This window comes from Helicobacter pylori oki112, assembly GCF_000600085.1.
In the GTDB taxonomy this organism is placed as follows: Bacteria; Campylobacterota; Campylobacteria; order Campylobacterales; family Helicobacteraceae; genus Helicobacter; species Helicobacter pylori_CY.
In genome coordinates, this window is the sequence record NZ_CP006821.1 from 671,178 (window position 1) to 690,109 (window position 18,932).

General features: G+C 39.0%; 15 protein-coding genes and 1 pseudogene. 7 read left to right on the forward strand and 9 right to left on the reverse strand.

Features of this window, described 5'->3' with window-relative positions; genetic code table 11:
• The first annotated feature begins 24 nt into the window (after window positions 1-24).
• A complete protein-coding gene (gene sabA / locus HPOKI112_RS03290) occupies window positions 25-1,968 on the forward strand; it encodes a Hop family adhesin SabA/HopD (RefSeq protein ID WP_025309757.1) in 1,944 nt (647 codons plus the stop codon).
• A gap of 74 nt (window positions 1,969-2,042) precedes the next feature.
• On the opposite strand, the gene HPOKI112_RS03295 is transcribed toward sabA, so the two are convergent.
• Window positions 2,043-3,374, reverse strand: a complete 1,332-nt coding sequence (locus HPOKI112_RS03295) for an anaerobic C4-dicarboxylate transporter (protein WP_025309758.1) — start codon at window positions 3,372-3,374, stop codon at window positions 2,043-2,045.
• Window positions 3,375-3,427: 53 nt separating this feature from the next.
• Here HPOKI112_RS03295 and HPOKI112_RS03300 point away from each other — a divergent pair, with 53 nt between their 5' ends.
• On the forward strand, window positions 3,428-4,450 hold the full coding sequence (locus tag HPOKI112_RS03300) for a type II asparaginase (protein WP_268744287.1): 1,023 nt from the start codon (window positions 3,428-3,430) through the stop codon (window positions 4,448-4,450).
• A gap of 139 nt (window positions 4,451-4,589) precedes the next feature.
• Here the strand turns inward: HPOKI112_RS03300 and hopQ are convergent, their stop codons facing one another.
• The 3 genes from hopQ to HPOKI112_RS03315 form a co-directional block, all read right to left on the reverse strand.
• Entirely contained in the window at window positions 4,590-6,515 is a 1,926-nt protein-coding gene (gene hopQ, locus HPOKI112_RS03305; RefSeq protein ID WP_025309759.1) for a Hop family adhesin HopQ, read from the reverse strand.
• Window positions 6,516-6,842: 327 nt separating this feature from the next.
• Window positions 6,843-7,295: a sialic acid-binding protein gene (locus HPOKI112_RS03310; protein WP_025276850.1), complete on the reverse strand. Its 453-nt coding sequence runs from the start codon at window positions 7,293-7,295 to the stop codon at window positions 6,843-6,845.
• Window positions 7,296-7,323: 28 nt separating this feature from the next.
• Window positions 7,324-7,746 (reverse strand): DUF1104 domain-containing protein, encoded by a 423-nt coding sequence (locus HPOKI112_RS03315; protein ID WP_001254635.1) that lies wholly within the window; start codon window positions 7,744-7,746, stop codon window positions 7,324-7,326.
• A gap of 269 nt (window positions 7,747-8,015) precedes the next feature.
• On the opposite strand from HPOKI112_RS03315, the gene HPOKI112_RS03320 reads away from it, so the two are divergent.
• From HPOKI112_RS03320 to HPOKI112_RS03340, 5 genes are all read left to right on the forward strand, one after another.
• The gene (locus HPOKI112_RS03320; RefSeq protein WP_025275904.1) at window positions 8,016-8,648 is read left to right on the forward strand and encodes a LysE family transporter; all 633 of its coding nucleotides are present in this window, start codon (window positions 8,016-8,018) and stop codon (window positions 8,646-8,648) included.
• Window positions 8,649-8,716: 68 nt separating this feature from the next.
• Window positions 8,717-10,453 carry a DNA polymerase III subunit gamma/tau gene (locus HPOKI112_RS03325; RefSeq protein WP_025309760.1) on the forward strand — a complete coding sequence of 579 codons (1,737 nt, stop codon included), beginning with the start codon at window positions 8,717-8,719 and terminating at the stop codon, window positions 10,451-10,453.
• Window positions 10,450-10,851: a tRNA (adenosine(37)-N6)-threonylcarbamoyltransferase complex ATPase subunit type 1 TsaE gene (gene tsaE, locus HPOKI112_RS03330; protein ID WP_025275906.1), complete on the forward strand. Its 402-nt coding sequence runs from the start codon at window positions 10,450-10,452 to the stop codon at window positions 10,849-10,851. Before HPOKI112_RS03325 ends, tsaE begins: the two co-directional genes overlap by 4 nt.
• 12 nt (window positions 10,852-10,863) lie before the next feature.
• Window positions 10,864-11,586 carry an LPS export ABC transporter ATP-binding protein gene (gene lptB / locus HPOKI112_RS03335; RefSeq protein WP_000353236.1) on the forward strand — a complete coding sequence of 241 codons (723 nt, stop codon included), beginning with the start codon at window positions 10,864-10,866 and terminating at the stop codon, window positions 11,584-11,586.
• Between the two features lie 2 nt (window positions 11,587-11,588).
• Window positions 11,589-12,833 (forward strand): RNA polymerase factor sigma-54, encoded by a 1,245-nt coding sequence (locus tag HPOKI112_RS03340; protein ID WP_025309761.1) that lies wholly within the window; start codon window positions 11,589-11,591, stop codon window positions 12,831-12,833.
• Window positions 12,834-12,945: 112 nt separating this feature from the next.
• Here the strand turns inward: HPOKI112_RS03340 and HPOKI112_RS03345 are convergent, their stop codons facing one another.
• The 5 genes and pseudogenes from HPOKI112_RS03345 to rsmH form a co-directional block, all read right to left on the reverse strand.
• A complete protein-coding gene (locus tag HPOKI112_RS03345) occupies window positions 12,946-14,166 on the reverse strand; it encodes an HD domain-containing protein (protein WP_025275909.1) in 1,221 nt (406 codons plus the stop codon).
• A 206-nt stretch (window positions 14,167-14,372) separates the two neighbouring features.
• The gene (locus tag HPOKI112_RS03350) at window positions 14,373-16,334 is read right to left on the reverse strand and encodes a porin family protein (RefSeq protein ID WP_025275910.1); all 1,962 of its coding nucleotides are present in this window, start codon (window positions 16,332-16,334) and stop codon (window positions 14,373-14,375) included.
• Between the two features lie 224 nt (window positions 16,335-16,558).
• Window positions 16,559-17,461 (reverse strand): SAM hydrolase/SAM-dependent halogenase family protein, encoded by a 903-nt coding sequence (locus tag HPOKI112_RS03355; protein ID WP_025275911.1) that lies wholly within the window; start codon window positions 17,459-17,461, stop codon window positions 16,559-16,561.
• 147 nt (window positions 17,462-17,608) lie between these two features.
• A pseudogene (locus HPOKI112_RS03360) lies at window positions 17,609-17,954 on the reverse strand (hypothetical protein).
• Between the two features lie 20 nt (window positions 17,955-17,974).
• The gene (gene rsmH / locus HPOKI112_RS03365) at window positions 17,975-18,901 is read right to left on the reverse strand and encodes a 16S rRNA (cytosine(1402)-N(4))-methyltransferase RsmH (protein ID WP_025275912.1); all 927 of its coding nucleotides are present in this window, start codon (window positions 18,899-18,901) and stop codon (window positions 17,975-17,977) included.
• Window positions 18,902-18,932: the final 31 nt, after the last annotated feature.

Sequence of the window (18,932 nt, forward strand, 5' to 3'; positions counted from 1 at the left end):
AAAATTACTTTAAGGAACACTTTTATGAAAAAGACAATTCTGCTCTCTCTCTCTCTCGCTTCATCGCTTTTGCACGCTGAAGACAACGGCTTTTTTGTGAGCGCGGGCTATCAAATCGGCGAAGCGGTGCAAATGGTCAAAAACACCGGTGAATTGAAAAACTTGAACGAAAAATACGAGCAATTAAACCAGTATTTAAATCAAGTGGCTTCGTTGAAGCAAAGCATTCAAAACGCCAACAACATTGAGCTGGTCAATAGCTCTTTAAACTATTTAAAAAGCTTTACCAACAACAACTATAACAGCACCACCCAATCGCCCATCTTTAACGCCGTGCAAGCTGTTATCACTTCGGTATTGGGTTTTTGGAGTCTTTATGCGGGGAACTACTTCACTTTTCTTGTGGGCAATAAGAATACTCTATATAATGTCCAGGGTAACCCTCCTTTTTCAACGGTTATCAATAACTGCTCAGGAATTGAAAACTGCGCTATGGAACAAACCACTTACGACAAGATGAAGAGTCTTGCTGAAAGCCTCCAAGCAGCTCAAACAAACTCTACTACTAAAGCGAACAATCTTTGCGCTTTATCCGGATGCACTGCAACAGAAGGCCAAAACCCAAACTCAACCGTAAGCAACGCTCTTAACTTGGCGCAACAGCTTATGGATTTAATCGCAGACACTAAGACGGCTATGATGTGGAAAAATATCGTCATCAGTGGTGTTTCAAACGCGTCCGGTGCTATCACATCCACTAATTACCCAACGCACTATGCGGTGTTTAACAATATCAAGGCGATGATACCTATTTTGCAACAAGCGGTTACGCTTTCTCAAAGTAACAACAGCATAGCTAGTAATTTGCAAGCTCAAGCTACAGGATCTCAAACAAACCCTGAATTCGCTAAAGACATCTACAATCTCGCTCAAAACCAAAAGCAAGTCATCTCTTACGCCAAAGATATTTTCAACCTCTTTAATTCCATCCCTGCAGAGCAGTATAAATATCTAGAGAAAGCTTATTTGAAAATACCCAATGCGGGTCAAACTCCTACTAACCCTTACAGACAAGTGGTGAATTTAAACCAAGAAGTTCAGACGATTCAAAGCAATGTGAGTTATTATGGCAATCGGATTGATTCGGCTTTAAGCGTGGCCAAAGATGTTTATAACCTAAAATCCAATCAAACAGAGATTGTAACCACTTATAACGATGCTAAGAATTTGAGCGAAGAGATTTCTCAACTCCCATACAATCAAGTCAATACAAAAGACATTGTCACACTACCCTATGATAAAAACGCTCCAGCAGCAGGCCAATACAACTACCAAATCAACCACGAGCAAGCATCCAATCTTTCTCAAGCTTTAGCGGCGATGAGCAACAACCCCTTTAAACATGTAGGAATGATCAGCTCTCAAAACAATAACGGCGCATTGAACGGGCTTGGCGTGCAAGTGGGCTATAAGCAATTCTTTGGCGAAAGCAAAAGATGGGGATTAAGGTATTATGGCTTCTTTGATTACAACCACGGCTATATCAAATCAAGCTTTTTTAATTCTTCTTCTGATATATGGACTTATGGCGGTGGGAGCGATTTGTTATATAACTTTCTTAACGATAAAGCCACTAAAAAGAACAACAAGCTCTCCGTGGGTCTTTTTGGAGGCATCCAACTAGCAGGGACTACATGGCTTAATTCTCAATATGTGAATTTAACCGCGTTCAATAATCCTTACAGCGCGAAAGTCAATACTTCCAATTTCCAATTCTTGTTCAATCTCGGCTTGAGGACGAATCTCGCTACAGCTAAGAAAAAAGACAGCGAACATTCCGCGCAGCATGGCATAGAATTGGGCGTTAAAATCCCTACCATCAACACGAATTACTATTCTTTTCTAGGCACTAAGCTAGAATACAGAAGACTCTATAGCGTGTATCTCAATTATGTGTTTGCTTACTGAGTGTCTAAACCCTCTTTTTTAAGGGGGTTTAGAAAAACCGCAACGCCAAGCTTTTTATCATTAAATGATAAAATCTACAAAACCAACGGCGCGACAACAAACCCTAACGCCACGCTCAAAGACACGACTAAAACCCCAGGGATCAAAAACGCATGATCAAACACATAACGGCCCATTTTAGTGGTGCCGGTGTTATCCATAGCGATCGCTCCTAGTAAAGTGGGGTAAGTGGGTAACACAAACAACGCCGAAACGCTTGCAAAAGAAGCCACGATAATATACAAATGCTCCGTGTGGTTAGCGCTAATGCCTAAAGCTGTGATCACGCTTGGGATGAGCGCTTTAGAGGTGGCAGCTTGCGAATACAAAAGCATGGAAGCCAAAAAGAGCGCTACGGCTAATAAAAACGGATAATCTGTAATCAAAAAAGAAGCGTATCGCTTGATTGCATCTAAATGATTGCTCACAAAAGTATCGCCCAACCACGCCACGCCTAACACGCACACGCACGCTTGCATGCCGGATTTAAACACGCTTGAATGAGCGATTTCATTGGCGTTAATTTTGCAAAAAAGCGCAATTAAAGTTGCCACGCTCAACATGAAAGACACAATCGCATGATCTCTGCCTAAAACCACCGGGCTAACAAAAGCGATATTTTTAGAAATCGCGCTCGCATAAAAAACGATCGCTACAACCCCACCGATAAAAATCCATAACGATAATTTCGCGCTTTTTGAGGTTTCTTTTTCTTCTTTGATAATAGGGGGCGAAAAATTTCTTGCTTTCAAACGCTCTAAATAATTCGGATCGCTGTCTAATCTCAAATCAGTAAAACCCATAACAAACGCCGTGATCATGCATGCTAAAAAAGTTGTAGGGATCCAAACCATTAAAAGGGTCAAGTAATTTGCTCCTAAAGGCTCTAAAATACCGCTCATAAACACCACCGCTGCGCTCACCGGGCTTGCAGTAATAGCGACTTGGCTAGAGACTACCGCTAAGCTTAAAGGCGCTTTGGGTTTGATGTTTTGGCTCTGGCTCACTTCCACAATCACCGGGATCAAGGAAAAAACCGTATGCCCAGTGCCGGCTAGTATCGTTAAAAAATACGCCACGCTTGGCGCGAGGTAATTGATTTGCTTGGGGTGTTTCCTTAAAATTTTTTCAGCGATTTTGACTAAGTAATCCAAGCCCCCCGCTTTTTGCATGGCACTTATAGCGCTAATGACTGCCATGATGATTAAAATCACATCAAAAGGGATTTTGCCCGGATTTAACCCCAAAAATAAGCATAAAACAAGCACGCCCAAACCCCCCGCATAGCCCACTCCCAAGCCCCCTAGCCTTGCCCCTAAAAAAAGCGAAAAAAGTAACACGATAATTTGAAAAAAGGCATCCACCATTAACCCTTTTTAAATTTATTTTAACAACGATTCACTATACTACAAATCTTTAAATCCTTTTATTTTGTTTGAAGGGGCAAGTTATGGCTCAAAATTTACCCACGATTGCTTTACTGGCGACAGGGGGGACGATTGCAGGGAGTGGCGCGAGCGCGAATTTAGGTAGTTATAAGAGTGGTGAGTTGGGCATCAAAGAGCTTCTTAAGGCTATCCCTAGTCTCAATAAGATCGCTCGCATTCAAGGGGAGCAGATTTCTAACATCGGCTCACAAGACATGACTGAAGAGGTATGGTTCAAGCTCGCCAAACGCGCCCAAGAATTGCTAGATAATAGCCATATTCAAGGCGTGGTGATCACGCATGGCACGGACACTTTAGAAGAGAGCGCGTATTTTTTAAACTTAGTTTTACGCTCCACAAAACCGGTCGTTCTAGTGGGAGCGATGCGTAATGCTGCTTCTTTGAGCACGGATGGGGCTTTGAATTTGTATAACGCGCTGAGCGTAGCGACTAATGAAAAAAGCGCGAATAAAGGCGTGTTGGTGGTGATGGATGATAATATTTTTAGCGCTAGGGAAGTGGCTAAAACGCACACCACCCACACTTCCACCTTTAAAGCCTTAAATAGCGGTGCGATAGGGAGCGTGTATTATGGCAAAACGCGTTATTACATGCAGCCTTTGAGAAAACACACCACAGAGAGCGAATTTTCCCTTTCACAACTCAAAACCCCCCTGCCTAAAGTGGATATTATCTACACGCATGCCGGCATGACCCCTGATTTATTCCAAGCGAGCCTAAACTCGCATGCAAAAGGCGTTGTGATAGCTGGGGTGGGTAATGGGAATGTGAGCGCTGGGTTTTTAAAAGCGATGCAAGAATCGAGCCAAATGGGGGTGGTTATTGTTCGTTCTAGCAGGGTAGGTAGCGGTGAGATTACTTCAGGAGAGATTGATGATAGGGCCTTTATCACAAGCGATAATTTAAACCCCCAAAAAGCCAGAGTGCTTTTACAACTCGCTCTAACTAAAACGAATGATAAGGCAAAAATCCAAGAAATGTTTGAAGAGTATTAAACGATTCTCTTAAATCACTCAATTATCAAAGATAATTGGGTGATTTGGTTTATTTTGTTTTTGACTTTATTTTCATCAAATATTGATAACTATCAAAATAGATTTGATGAAGCTCCCCCTTTTTTAAAAAAGAGAGCTTTTAATAAGCAAACACATAATTGAGGTACACACTATAAAGCCTCCTATATTCTAGTTTAGTGTCTAGAAAAGAATAGTAATTCGTGTTAATGGTAGGGATTTTCACGCCCAATTCCATGCCATGTTGAGCTGCATGATGACTATCTTTTTTCTTAGGTCTAGCGAGATTGGTTCTCAAGCCCAAATTGAATAAAAATTGGAAGTTAGCCGTATTCACTTTAGTGCTATAGACATTGCTGATGGTTTTTAAATTCACGAATTGAGAATTAAGCCATGAAGTCCCTGCTAAGGCGATTCCTCCAAAAAGCCCAAAAGAAATCTGGTTATTCTTGCCTAAGAAATTGGTGTTTTTATCATTGATGAAATTAAACAACAAATCGCTACCCACCCCATAAGTCCACACATCAGAAGCCGAGTTAAAGAAATTGGATTTGATATAGGCGTGGTTGTAATCAAAGAAACCATAATACCTTAACCCCCATCTTTTCTTTTCTCCAAAAAATTGCTTATAACCCACTTGCACCCCAAGGCCATTCATCGCTCCGTTATTCGTGGTTGAAGAAGCGATCATGCCCATATTCCTAAAAGGGTTGTTGCCAAGTTCTTGAATAAGGGTGTTGGCTAGGTTTTGCGCTTGATTGATTTGAGGCGTTTGGTTGTTAAAATCAGCGGTGCTTGTTTTTAATAAAGACTGAGTTTCTTCCACGCCAGCACACCCGTTCCCCCAATTGTTCTTTTGATTTTGCATTGTCATATTCGCACTGCTTATAGCGCTCGCATCGCATTTCCCTATGTAGTCTTTAAGATGGCCTGAAGAAAGTTTGTTAAAATCGCTCTCCACTTGATTGGCTAGTTTTAAAATTTCTGCTTGAGATTGTGCGTTTTTGAGCATTTTTTGAGCTAAAGCCGTAAGACTGCTAGGGGTGTTAAGGTTGAGATTATGGGGTTGTGTGATATTTTTTGGTTGGTTGGCGCTGAGTTGTTGGGTTTCTTGAACGATTTTTTGCGCATTATTAATCATGTCTGAAGCGGCACTAAACTCCGCACCAAAAGTCGCACATGAATTTTTGCCGCCACCGGCTGTTTGCCATGAAGGGGTGTTTGTAGTAGCTCCGCCACTACTTCCACTACTAGATTTCGCTATCAACATGGGGCAATAATCTTTAAGGGTATTGACAATCGTTTGCGCTTGAGTCAAAAGATTTTGCGCATCATTAGTCGTATCAATAACAGAAGTTGTCGTTTTAGTTTGATCATCTTGTTGATACTTTGATGTGGTTACATGCGCTTCTAATTTTTCCCCTTTGCTATTTAAAGGAGCAAGCCCAGCTTGTTTTAAAGCTTTTGAAAGAATCTGATAGGATTCATGGATTTTTTCATATTGCTCAATAGATAGAGAGACATTTTTGTCTGCTTTTAATGTATTTGTGCCATTAGAACTATGAGTGCCATTACTATTTGTGCTCCCACCGCAATTGATTGTAGTGCCGTTGCCATTCTCATCGGTGTAGTGGAAATTTTTTTGATTGTTTTCGCCTGGACTTTTGGTATAGCCTCCGCATATGACCGCATAACCCATGCTATTCCATAGCCCTAACACCGATCTCAACGCTAAAAGCGTGGCTTGATAGGCAGGGGAATTGGTTGTCCCACCGGCTAAAGTTTTTGCGCGTTCGTTCAAATTATTAACCGCTTGGTTGATCGCTTGCGCGCTTGTCTTTGAGTTTGTGCCATTATCGTTGGTTAAAAGCCGGCTTAATTGTTCATAAGCGTCTGAAAGTTTTTGCACCTTGTCGGCGTTTTTCACTTTTTGAACCGCTTCACCGATTTGATAACCCACGCTTAAAAAAACGCCGTTGTCTTCAGCATGCAAGAGTGATGCCGCAAGAGTTAGAGAAAGTAGAATCGTTTTTTTCGTTTTTTTCATAAGATGTTCCTTAAAGTAATGTTTTATTGCAAAAAATGTATCAAAATGAGAATTTATTTACAATGCGTTTAATTTTACCACAAATTTATTGGATTTCAAAAAAAAAAAAAAAAAAAAAAGGATTTTGGGGTATTTTAGTCTATTTATCTTTAAAGCGTTGATTTTTGAAACAATAAAATCATCTTTTGAATTTTATAAGCAATATTTAATAAGAACAGAATTTTGATAACGCTTAACAGAACGCATTTATCCCAAACGCTCAAAGCGTTTAGGATTCCTGCTTAAAGAATTTGAAGCTTTGATAGAGAAAGGGGTGTAATTTAAGCTTTATTTTTCATTTTCGCCATGATCATTGTGATCGTGGTCTTTTTTGCCTTGTTCTTTGTCATGCCCTTTGCCATGACCACCGTGTTTGTGGTGTTTATGCATTTTCCCATGCTTGCATGATCTCAACCCCAAATCATCATCCATGTCCTTCATGTTGCTTTTTTTAAGCGCTTCTTTAACGGCTTTTTGGTGCGCTTCAAAATCCGCCACGGTCATGTTGTCTGTGTTTTTAACCGCATATTCATGCAACTGCTTATGGAACGCCTTTCTCTTATCTTCAGGCATCTTTTCCATGCGCATTTTTAACTCTTTTGTGTAATCCACAACATCTTGCGGAGCGACAACGCCAGCCATTTTAGCCAAATCTTCATCGCTTGTTTTGCTGAAATCTTTGGCGTTCAAAGCCACAAATAACAACGCGCTAACAGAAAGTATTTTCAACGCTTTTTTCATTTTTTATCCTTTTAAATTAAATTTTATCTCACTTAGGAGAGCAATGTTCGTCTTTTTTCTTAACAGCCCTACACCAAACTTTTCTCGTATCGCCACTGCAAACGCTCACATTAAGCCCTTTTGCCTTAATTTCTTCAGCGCTTAGACCTTTGGTTTTTTCTTCTAATTCTTTACGCACTTCTTCACGCATTTTTTTGAAATCCTCTTCACTCATTTTGGAAAGATTCTTCCTAGCGATCCGGCTGAAATTCGCACGGAATTTCTTAGCGTCCTCAGCGTTTAAAGCTTTAAGGCGTTTAGACACTTCCATGCGATAATCAATCGCTTCATTAGAAGGCAGAGTGCCTGCTAATTTTAAAAGTTCCTCGTTTTTGAGTTGCGAAAAATCCCTAGCGCCTAAAACCTGTAATCCAAGCAAAGCTAACAGGCAAAAAGCCAAACTCCTTCTCATTCCCAATCCCTTGTTGTCTGAATTTTTGCCACATGACGACAGCAAATTTTGGCATTTTACCATGTTAATCTTAACTTATTCTCAAACGCCACTAAGAGCGCTAAAAAATGGGGTTTTTAAATTTCGCGCAAGCCATTGCGTATTATCATTTAATTTTTATTTATAAAGGTCGTTTTAAACCCTAAAATTTTAAAATACCATTTTAGAATGATTGGTTTGTATGGCGTTGGTAGTTTTTGGCTTATTTTGAGTGAAAGGATTTAAGCAAGATGTTTGTGGTTTTTATAGAAGGTTTTGGTTTAGCGATTTCTTTGTGCGCGGCTGTGGGGGCACAATCCTTGTTTATTGTGGAAAGGGGGATGGCTAGGAATTATGTGTTTTTGATTTGCGCTCTGTGCTTTATGTGCGATATTGTGCTAATGAGCATGGGCGTGTTTGGCGTGGGGGCTTATTTCGCTAAAAACCTTTATTTGAGCTTGTTTTTGAATTTATTTGGGGCGGTTTTTACCGGATTTTACGCTTTTTTAGCTTTAAAAACTCTTTTTCAAACCTTTAAAAAAAAGCAAGTCCAAACCCCTAAAAAACTATCTTTAAAAAAGACCTTATTATTCACTTTAGGCGTTACTTTACTCAACCCTCAAGTGTATTTGGAAATGGTGTTTTTGATTGGCGCGAGCGCTTTGTCTTTTAATTTAGCGCAAAAATTTGTCTTTCTAGCCGGCACTTTATCAGCGGCTCTTTCTTGGCTTTTATTGTTATGCGCTTTATCGTTGCGTTATGGCTCCAAACTTTTAAACAACCAAAAAATCTTTATGGGCGTGAATCTCTTTGTAACCGCTATCATGGGAACGCTCAGCGTTACTTTATTTAGGGATTTTTTAGCGCTATTGAGTAAAACCTAAAAAGGGGCTAGTTTTAAGTCATTTTGCATTACAATACTCCTAAATGAGTTTTAAGGATTACAATCAATATGCAAGTTTTAGCGTTAAAATACCGCCCCAAACATTTTAGCGAGCTAGTCGGTCAAGAGAGCGTGGCTAAAACGCTTTCTTTAGCCCTAGACAACCAGCGTTTGGCTAACGCTTATTTATTCAGCGGGTTAAGAGGTTCAGGCAAAACCAGCTCTTCTAGGATTTTTGCTAGGGCTTTAATGTGTGAAGAAGGGCCAAAAGCCGTGCCTTGCGATACTTGCACCCAATGCCAGAGCGCTTTAAACAACCACCATATAGATATTATAGAAATGGACGGAGCGTCTAATAGGGGGATTGATGATGTCCGTAATCTCATTGAGCAAACGCGTTACAAACCAAGCTTTGGGCGCTATAAAATCTTTATCATTGATGAAGTGCATATGTTCACCACCGAAGCGTTTAACGCACTCTTAAAGACTTTAGAAGAGCCTCCTAGCCATGTGAAATTCCTTTTAGCGACAACAGACGCCTTGAAATTGCCCGCTACCATACTCAGCCGCACCCAGCATTTCCGGTTTAAAAAAATCCCTGAAAATTCCGTTATTTCTCATTTAAAAACCATTTTAGAAAAAGAACAAGTGAGTTATGAAACAAGCGCGTTAGAAAAATTGGCTCACAGCGGGCAAGGGAGCTTGAGGGATACGATCACTCTTTTAGAACAAGCCATCAATTATTGCGATAACGCTATCACAGAAAGCAAAGTAGCTGAAATGTTAGGAGCGATTGACAGGAGCGTTTTAGAGGATTTTTTTCAAAGCCTAATCAACCAAGATGAAGTGCGATTGCAAGAGCGTTATGCCATTTTAGAAAATTATGAAACCGAGAGCGTTTTAGAAGAAATGATGCTTTTTTTGAAAGCGAAATTATTAAGCCCTGATGCTTATTCCATCCTTTTAATAGAGCGCTTTTTTAAAATCATTATGAGCGGTTTGAGCCTTTTAAAAGAAGGGGCTAATGCCAGTTTTGTGCTGTTGTTATTGAAAATGAAATTCAAAGAAGCTTTAAAACTCAAAGCCCTAGACGATGCGATTTTGGAATTAGAGCAAAGTAAAGAAAGCGTTTTAAAGCCCTTAAACCAAAACGCTAACGCTTTTAAACAAGAATCCAAAAGCGCAGATAAAATAGAAAAGCCAGAAAAAAGAGAAAGTGCAGAAACCCCCCCCATGCTTTCAGCCAAAGATCGCATTTTTCACAACCTTTTCAAACAAGTTCAAACATTGGTTTATGAGCGCAACTACGAATTAGGGGCGGTGTTTGAAAAAAATATCCGTTTCATTGATTTTGACAGCCAGACTAAAACCTTGACTTGGGAGTCTTTAGCCACCCATAAAGATAAAGAGCTTTTAAGAGAACGATTTAAAATCGTGAAAAGTATCGTTGATGGGGTTTTTGGCAAGGGCGAAAATATCAAAATCGCTTTAAAAAATCAAAATAAAAGCGCTTTAGAAGAAATTAAAGAGTTTAAATTCCCTTATTCAAAGCCTAAACCAACCACCGAAACGACGGCTGAAATGAAAGAAAAAGAAACTAAAGAAAAAGAGATTCAAGAAAAAGAAATTAAAGAAAAAGAGATTAAAGAAAAAGAGATTAAAGAAAAAGAGATTAAAGAAAAAGAGATTAAAGAAATCCAACCCAAAGAAGCCCCTACAGCCTTGCAAGAATTCATGGCTAACCATTCTAATCTCATTGAAGAGATTAAGAGCGAGTTTGAAATCAAAAGCGTGGAATTGTTATGAGAGCGCATTTAGACGAGTTAGATAAAGTGGCGGCTGCAATTTTAAAAGATGATTTTAAGGGGGTGGTACTTTTAAAAGGCGTTGTGGGGAGCGGTAAAACGACTTTAGTTCAAGCGTGCTTGAAACACTTGGGGTTAGACATTCAAGCGACTTCACCCACCTTTAGCGTGATGCATGCTTATAGCGAGAGCGTGTTCCATTATGATTTTTACATGCGCGATTTAGAGGCTTGCTTGGAGCTTGGCATGTTGGAGTGCTTGTTGGAAAAGGGGATCCATTTTGTGGAATGGGGCGATGAAAAATTAGAAAAAATTTTAAAAAAATACGATTTAGCTATTAAGGTTGTGGAAATTGAAACCGAATTAACCAACCGTTTTTATACAATAAAGATCGTTTAAAGGGTCGTTTGAATGGATATTTTAAAAGCAGAGCATTTAAACAAACAGATTAAAAAAACCAAAATCGTTTCAGACGTTTCTTTAGAAGTGAAAAGCGGTGAAGTGGTGGGGCTTTTAGGGCCTAATGGGGCGGGTAAAACCACCACCTTTTATATGATATGCGGGCTTTTAGAGCCTAGTGGGGGGAGTGTTTATTTAAACGATGTGAATTTAGCTAAATACCCCTTACACAAGCGCTCTAACTTAGGCATAGGCTACTTGCCCCAAGAATCTAGTATTTTTAAAGAATTGAGCGTGGAAGATAATCTAGCCCTAGCAGGGGAGAGCACTTTTAAAAACTCTAAAGAGAGCGAAGAAAAAATGGAAAGCTTGCTAGACGCTTTTAATATCCAAGCCATAAGAGAGCGCAAGGGCATGAGCTTGAGTGGGGGAGAAAGAAGGCGCGTAGAAATCGCTAGAGCTTTGATGAAAAACCCTAAATTCGTGCTATTAGATGAGCCTTTTGCGGGCGTGGATCCGATTGCGGTGATTGACATTCAAAAAATCATTGAAAGCTTGATTGGATTAAACATCGGCGTCTTGATCACTGATCACAATGTGCGAGAGACTTTGAGCGTATGCCACAGGGCGTATGTGATTAAAAGCGGCACGCTTTTAGCGAGCGGGAACGCTAATGAAATTTATGAAAACGCTCTGGTGCGTAAGTATTATTTAGGGGAAAATTTTAAGGTATAGACATGGCGATCTTACGCGCAAACCTTAGCCCTAAAAATAAATTAAACGCTACCTTAAAAGGGTGGCTCCCCATTTTACAAAGCGAGCTTGAAGATTTAGAAGAAGTGTTGAAACAAAACGCCCTGGATAACCCCTTAATCAAAATTGAAAACAAACGCATCAAAAATTTTAGCGATCGCTTTAGCGCTAAAAATAGCAACGATCATTTAGAAAATTTCGCAATCGCTTCTAGAAGCCTTTTTGAAACCTTAGAAGCTCAAATCATTCCCCCCCTCTTTCCTACTGAAATCTCTCAAAAAATCGCTATGGATATTATCAACGGGCTAGATAGTGAAGGGTATTTTGAAGAAAACATTGAAGAAAGGGCTAGAATTTTAGGGGTAGAGAGCGAAGTTTATGAAAAAGTGCACCAGCGTTTCAGTTACCTTAATCCTGCTGGCATTGGTGCTAGAGATGTGAAAGAGAGCTTTTTATTCCAGCTAGAGAGTAGGGAATTAGACAATAATGAGCTTTATGAAGAAGCGCGAAAAATCATTTTAAATTTAGAAAAACACCACGAATTTTCTAAAGATTTTTATTATGAAAAGGCTTTAAAGATTTTAAAATCCTTTAAAAACCCCCCAGCCATTGAGTTTTTAGAAAAGGAAATAGAAGTCATTCCTGAGCTTTTTATTGTAGAAGTGGATGATGAAATCATCGTGCGTTTGAATGATGAGAGCTACCCGACAATCAGTTTAGAAGAAAATCGCTTTAAGGATAGCGGCTATTTAAAAGAAAAATTAAAAGAGGCTAAAGATTTGATTGATGCGCTAAATTTGAGAAAAGCCACGATTTATAAAATCGGTCTCATGCTTTTAGAGTATCAATACGATTTTTTTAAGGGTAAAAAATTGCGCCCTTTAAAATTATTGGATTTAGCCAATGAGTTTAACCACTCTGTAAGCACGATTTCAAGGGCCATTTCTAATAAATATTTGGCATGCGAAAGAGGGGTTTTCCCTATTAAGCATTTCTTTAGCACCGCCTTAGACAACAGCGAGACTTCAAACGCTGTGATTAAAGACTATCTTTTAGAATTGATCAAAAACGAAGACAAAAAAGAGCCTTTGAGCGACGCTAAGATTTTAGAACTCATTGAAGAAAAATTCCATTTGAAAATGGTAAGAAGAACGATCACCAAATACCGCCAATTGCTCAACATCGCTTCTTCAAGCGAAAGGAAAAAGCTCTATTTGATGCGCGCTTGAAAATAACCAACCAAATGATTTTACTCTCATTGAGCGTGAATGATCAAATTAAAATACTTTTTTTGCATTTTTTAGATTTTATAACTAATACGCTATTAAATAGAACTATAAATCACTTAAAATCCCTAAACAATTTCCCTAAATCCAAGTCAAGCAGTTCCGTTTGGGATCGCAATTCTAAAAGGTTTTGAGCCCCTTTAATCAAATCGTTACTGGAAATACCATGAGAAAGAGAGATTTGAGCTTCTAAAAACGCACTCAAATGATCGCACACCTTCAAAAGCTCCCCGCAAACCCCAAAATATTCATCGCTGTTATAAAGCGTGAACAATTCTTCAGCGTCTTTAGTGAAAATGATTTTGTTAGACTTGTCTTTGTAGCGGTTTTTAAACTCGTTTTCGGTGAAATATTTTAAATCTTCTTGAACGCCCAAAGAGACAAAAGAATAGACTTTGTTTTGCATTTCTTTTTTTTCAATCTCTTTAATGCAGTTATCAAGCCCCGCAACGCTTTGTTTGATGGGTGTGATAATGTCTCGGGTTAAAATCTCGGGTAAATCATGGAAAAGCCCGCCCAAAAAATGATTGATCCGCATGCTTTTACAAGCTTTTAAATCAAAGCTCAATAAATACCCCATAATCGCCACGCATAAGGTATGCCCTAAGACACTGGTTTGTGGCACTCTTGGGGTCTGACTCCAGCGCTTTTGGAAACGCAACTGCCCAAACATGCTCACCAATTTTTTCAGATCCTCTTTTTCCCCAAAAAGCCCTTCAAACAAATGCTCGTTATTGTGGAGTTGCTTGTCAATTTTATCTTTAATTTCTTTCACGCCATACATGTTGGGGTTAAAATGATAAATAATATCAAACTCCCATTTAGACGCATAAAAATGCGCGCTCTCTAAAATTTGAGTTTCTAAAATTTGGGGTCTGTGGCTTAAATACTCTTTGAGTTCCTCTAAAGAAAAATACGCGCTGATTTCATCTTGCAAACTTTGCGCGACATAGGAGGCTAATTCTTGGCTGTGCGTTTGTTGGAGGGCGTAAAAAATAGGGGGTTTAATATCGGTTAAAACCAAGCGCTCCAAAAATTCAAAGCAAAAATACTTGATTAAAAGATCTAAATCTAAATCTTTACCCCTGTCTTTTAAATCTTTAGCAAGCAAATACGCAATCATCGCTTTATGGGCTTGCTTGTCTAGTTCCACAAATTCCAAAGGGCATGCTTGGTCATTCCAACGCCTAATAGACGCACCCACAAACACACGCCTCAAAAATTTAGTTTTGAGTTTAGGGGCTTTTAGGGGTTTAATAGGATGAGCCGCATACATAACTTTCCTTTTTATACTATTTTGAATATTAAAGCTATGATCTTATTAAGAAATACTGATTGGATCACGCAAGATTGAAAAACCTTAACGCACCACTACCAATACTAACCTAAATTTTATTATACGAAAAAAAGACAAAAATAAGGCTTTTATTTAAAAAAATATTATTTCTATCAATGGATTTCGCGCTTAATGGATTTTATACTCTAAAACACCCACCCGTAATTAAAAAACACCTTAAAATGGCTAGCCCCTTCATTGAAAACAAAAGAGTTCGTATAATCGCCACCGCTAGAAACGACGCTAGCTTTTCTTTGGATTAAAGGAATGCTAATCCCTACAGAATATTTAGAATGCTTATAGCGGTAGTTCAATCCAGTAGCCACATCTAAATTGCCGCTTCCTTTGACTTTATTTAACACATAATAGCTGTTATACAAGCCCCTTAACCCCCCAAAGATACCAAAAGATGATGAAAAATTCCTTTTGGTTTGAATGTCTGTAGGGTTATTTTTATTGGAGTAAGTGGTGATGAAATCCAACAACAAATCTATCCCCCCACCATAGCTCAATTGCTGGACTTTTTGGTTAATAGCTTTAGCGTAATTGTATTTGATGATGCCATAATAAGCTAACCCTATGAAATCATTAAAGTAGTTTTGATAGCCTATTTTAGCGTTAACCCCTAAAATAGGGCTTCTAAAACTTTGCGAAGTGCTTGAAGAATAGTGGTTAGTAACGCTAGAAGTGACAAAGGTTTTTTGAATGGTGCTAAGCATGGAATTGGCTAAATCTTGCGTGTTCAAACTGGCGTTTAGGTTGTAGTTTGTTTGACTCCCCAAGTTAGCGTAGTTGATCGGTAAAGCGTTTTGATTAATAAGCTGCTGCCAGACCGCTGCTGTTACCCCCAAAAAGCCAGCTGGGACATCCGCGCAATTGTGGTAGATGGAATTAGGGTAGTTGCTAGGGAAAGCGGGCTGACCTGAACCATTGAAGCGAGAGCACACATTATAGGGGAGGCCATCAGAATCTTTTGGCTTGCCGTTTTCGTTTTGACCGGTTGGCACTCTTTGATAGGTCATGTTCCCGTTATGGGTGTAGCCTTTAGTGTGGCTGAATTCATGCAAGATGGTTCTTAAATCCTCTAAATTGATAGTCTTAAGGTTGTTGCCAAAGAGTTTTTTAGGATCTAAAGCAGAAGCCACTACCCCTAACTGACCATAATGCTTGCCATCATCATTGTTGCTGGGGGTAATATCACTCCCAAGCCCTACAACCCCTGAATCCTTTAGAATAACGACATCAAGATCCGCTTTGTTTCTAAATTTATTGACAATGTCTTGTTTGTTTAACACATAACTTTTATTTTGAGAATTGACAAGCCCGTTTGTCCCAGGATTTACGCAATCATTCTCTTTGTTGGTATCGCATTCCCCTCCTCCGCCTTTATTAGTGAATTCAAAAGGAGCGTTTAAAATCGCATCGCCCCAAGATTGAGAGTCTAAGACAGCGATCATGTTCAACATCAAATTAGTGAATTCTTCTGCGGTTTGTGGGGTAAAGGCTTCCCAATGGTTTTCGTGATCTTTAAATTTGTTTTCATTCCTGTAATTTACGATTAAATTTGTCTTAATCTTATTGAGCGTTTCAAACACCCTTTGCGTGTTAGCGTCAGAAACAGAAGTGCTAGTGGCTTCAATTTTTGGAAGAAATAAAGTATAAGGGTCAATTTTTAGACTATCAAACGCCTCCCCAGGTAAAACAATCTTAGAGTGTTTGGGGATAGTCTCTATCACGCCCAGATCGATCACATTGCCTTGAGCGTCTGTGAAACTAAGCTTAACATTATTTAAATTATAAGGCAAGAAATTTTCTATAGTTAATTGACCATTATACATATACAACACTCTAACAGGGGATAAAGATGAGAATTTTAATTTTGAAATCGCTTCGGCATTGGTGAATAAATTAGCCGCTCTTTTTAAAATCGTGTCTGTGGGTAAATAATTGTAAGTCGTGTAAGTGTTTTTTGTGGTGGTGTGTCTTTTTTCTTGCGTTTGCGTGCCTTCTAACAGCCCGGTTTCAAACCCGGCTTCTATGAAAAATCCATTTTTTTGGTTCGCTTCTAAAGCACTGAATAATAAAAGTGGGATGAATAGTTTTCTCATAGTTATCTCTTTTTAGTTTATAGTGTCTTTATTATACCATTTAAGGGGATTGTTTGTTTATTTTTTGGAATTTAAAGCTTTTACAAGGGATTAGTGTTTCGTATTGAAACAAAATTTTAACAACAAGCACTTGTTTTGGGGTTTATTTAGCGTTAATTGAGCTGTGTTAATGAAAGTTTGATAGTTAAAACCTTTAATCTCCCTTAATTTTTCTAAAAAGCGCTTTACTTAGCGCACTTTTTTATATCAATATTCCAGTCAGCACCGGATTTAATTTGATATTTTTGCGCGAAATTATCCCTATTCAGCGCCACAGAAACATTCAACAAGCTGTTTAGATAGACCAACGGCTGGCCTTCTAAAACATCGCCAAAGCTCGCAACATACGGCATTTTCCCTTCGTATTGTTTCTTAGAACCTTTAAAAATCGTTACACACAGCGTGTCATTGAGTTTGATTTTTGCTTGATTGAGTAGTTTATCGCTGATATTGCTCCAAACATTGCCATATTGGATATCCAAAATCGGGATATTACCCTTCACCTCCCCTTTTGTGGCTTTCGCTTTTTGGTAAGGAATTTCAACGACTTTTGGGGGAAGCTCTGGCCCAACCTGCTCGAATGTGATCGCCCCAGAAGCCAAGCGCGCACCGGTGTAAGCATACACATCACGGCCATGGAAAGTATAGGATTTTTCAGAACCTTTCAAGCGGTTAGCTTTTTCATCAATTTCACGCACGCTATCAATCCCCAAAGTTTGCACCACCAAAGTCAGCGTGCCGTTATCCGGCGAAACAAAATACTGGCCGTTTTTAGTTTTCAATACCACCGATTTACGCTTAGTGCCTACGCCCGGATCAACCACGCTCACAAAGACCGAACCTTTTGGCCAATAACTAGCGGTCTGATACAAGCGGTAAGCACCCTCCCAGATGTTATACGGAGGGATTTCATGCGTTAAATCAAAGATTTTAAGATTGGAATTAACGCTGAAAGCGACGCCTTTCATCGCCGAGACAGCCCCATCTTTTAGGCTAAAATCCGTTTGTAAAATCAAAGCGTTATCTGCATAAACAGACGATAATCCTATGCACGCTGATAAAAACAACGCTGAAATCGTTTTTCTCATGGTTACTCCTTGATTAACTTTTATGGGCTTTTAGCCCCTTTATTATACCATTTAAGGGGGTTTTTTCTAAACATTAAGGTTTAAAAGGGCTTTACATTTCGTATTGAAATAAAGCATTAATTAGGCTCTCTTAAGATAGGGGGTTTTTTAAAATGCAATATCGCCAATATTTTCACTATTTTCTATTATAGTATTTAAAACGCTCTTTTTCTAATTCGTTTTTTAGGATTTGTTGTTCTTCTAAAAGCAGGCGTTTTTGATCTTCTAGGGTGTTGATTTTACGGCTAATATAATAAATATTATTGCTTAAATAGATTTTAGGCGCTAATAAGGCTAAAAACGCGCCCCCAAAAACCAACACCCCTATTAAAGCCATTAAAGAAAGGCCGTGCGAATTTTCATTTGCAGTTCCAGCGAATAATTCTTTCTTTTCGTCCTCTTCTATGCGTACAAAGCGTTCTTTTTCATTTGAAGAATGGGTTTTGATATTCATGGCTTACTCATATGACTTACTCATGGCTTGAATTGAAAAACCCTCATTTTAGCGCTTCGTGAACGCCTGTTGTTTTTAATTTCTTCTGGGCTTGGAGTGATGGGCTTTTTGGTTAAAATTGCGCCTAAAGCGTGATTGTTAGAGCAAGCGCATTTGAAACTTGAAGGATCGCAAATGCAATTTTTAGCGTAATCTTTGAAAGCGTTTTTCACTAACGCGTCTTCTAAAGAATGAAAAGAAATCACGCACAAAATCGCTCCCTTAAGGTTTCTAGTGCATTGTAAAAATTCTTTTAATTCTTCTAATTCGCTATTGACTTCTATGCGAACGGCTTGAAACACCAAAGTCGCTGGATGGATTTTTTTATTTTTAGAAAAAGAGCTTAAAAACTCGCTCAAATCCTTAGCGTCTTTGAAGGGTTTTTTAGCACGCCTTTCTGCAATTTTATGGGCGATTTTTTTGTATTCTTTGATTTCGCCATAGTCTTTAAAGATTTTTTCTAACGCCACTACAGAATAAGAGTTGATGACTTTTTGAGCGTTTAAATCGCTCTCTAAATCCATGCGCATATCCAAAGCGTGCGAGTGGAAATTAAACCCTCTGTTATCATCATCAAGCTGTAAGGAGCTCACCCCTAAATCCACTAAAACCCCCTTGATTCGATCGCCATGAATTTCTAAGGCTTCTTTAAAGCGTTTGGCAAAACCTCCGCTTAAGAGATTATAACGCCCTTCAAAGGCTTTCAATCGTTCTTTAGCGATTTCTTGAGCGAACTTATCCTTATCAATGCCAATGAGTTTTAGGTGTGGTTTTTGGGATAGAAGGGCTTTAGAATGCCCCCCTAACCCTAAAGTGCAATCAATCAAAACCCCTTCTTCTAAAGGCGTGAACGCTTGCAAAACTTCTTGCAACAAAACGCTTTGGTGCAAACTCTCTATTTCTTGCAAACAATCCCCTTAAAACCCCTAGATGAATTTT

What these genes read in the sequence shown, in the direction of transcription:
- lptB (WP_000353236.1), top strand. Translation starts at nt 10,864, where the DNA reads ATGGATATTTTAAAAGCAGAGCATTTAAACAAACAGATTAAAAAAACC.
- sabA (WP_025309757.1), top strand. Translation starts at nt 25, where the DNA reads ATGAAAAAGACAATTCTGCTCTCTCTCTCTCTCGCTTCATCGCTTTTG.
- HPOKI112_RS03295 (WP_025309758.1), bottom strand. Translation starts at nt 3,374, where the DNA reads ATGGTGGATGCCTTTTTTCAAATTATCGTGTTACTTTTTTCGCTTTTT.
- HPOKI112_RS03315 (WP_001254635.1), bottom strand. Translation starts at nt 7,746, where the DNA reads ATGAGAAGGAGTTTGGCTTTTTGCCTGTTAGCTTTGCTTGGATTACAG.
- HPOKI112_RS03340 (WP_025309761.1), top strand. Translation starts at nt 11,589, where the DNA reads ATGGCGATCTTACGCGCAAACCTTAGCCCTAAAAATAAATTAAACGCT.
- tsaE (WP_025275906.1), top strand. Translation starts at nt 10,450, where the DNA reads ATGAGAGCGCATTTAGACGAGTTAGATAAAGTGGCGGCTGCAATTTTA.
- HPOKI112_RS03310 (WP_025276850.1), bottom strand. Translation starts at nt 7,295, where the DNA reads ATGAAAAAAGCGTTGAAAATACTTTCTGTTAGCGCGTTGTTATTTGTG.
- hopQ (WP_025309759.1), bottom strand. Translation starts at nt 6,515, where the DNA reads ATGAAAAAAACGAAAAAAACGATTCTACTTTCTCTAACTCTTGCGGCA.
- HPOKI112_RS03345 (WP_025275909.1), bottom strand. Translation starts at nt 14,166, where the DNA reads ATGTATGCGGCTCATCCTATTAAACCCCTAAAAGCCCCTAAACTCAAA.
- HPOKI112_RS03355 (WP_025275911.1), bottom strand. Translation starts at nt 17,461, where the DNA reads ATGAGAAAAACGATTTCAGCGTTGTTTTTATCAGCGTGCATAGGATTA.
- HPOKI112_RS03325 (WP_025309760.1), top strand. Translation starts at nt 8,717, where the DNA reads ATGCAAGTTTTAGCGTTAAAATACCGCCCCAAACATTTTAGCGAGCTA.
- HPOKI112_RS03350 (WP_025275910.1), bottom strand. Translation starts at nt 16,334, where the DNA reads ATGAGAAAACTATTCATCCCACTTTTATTATTCAGTGCTTTAGAAGCG.
- HPOKI112_RS03320 (WP_025275904.1), top strand. Translation starts at nt 8,016, where the DNA reads ATGTTTGTGGTTTTTATAGAAGGTTTTGGTTTAGCGATTTCTTTGTGC.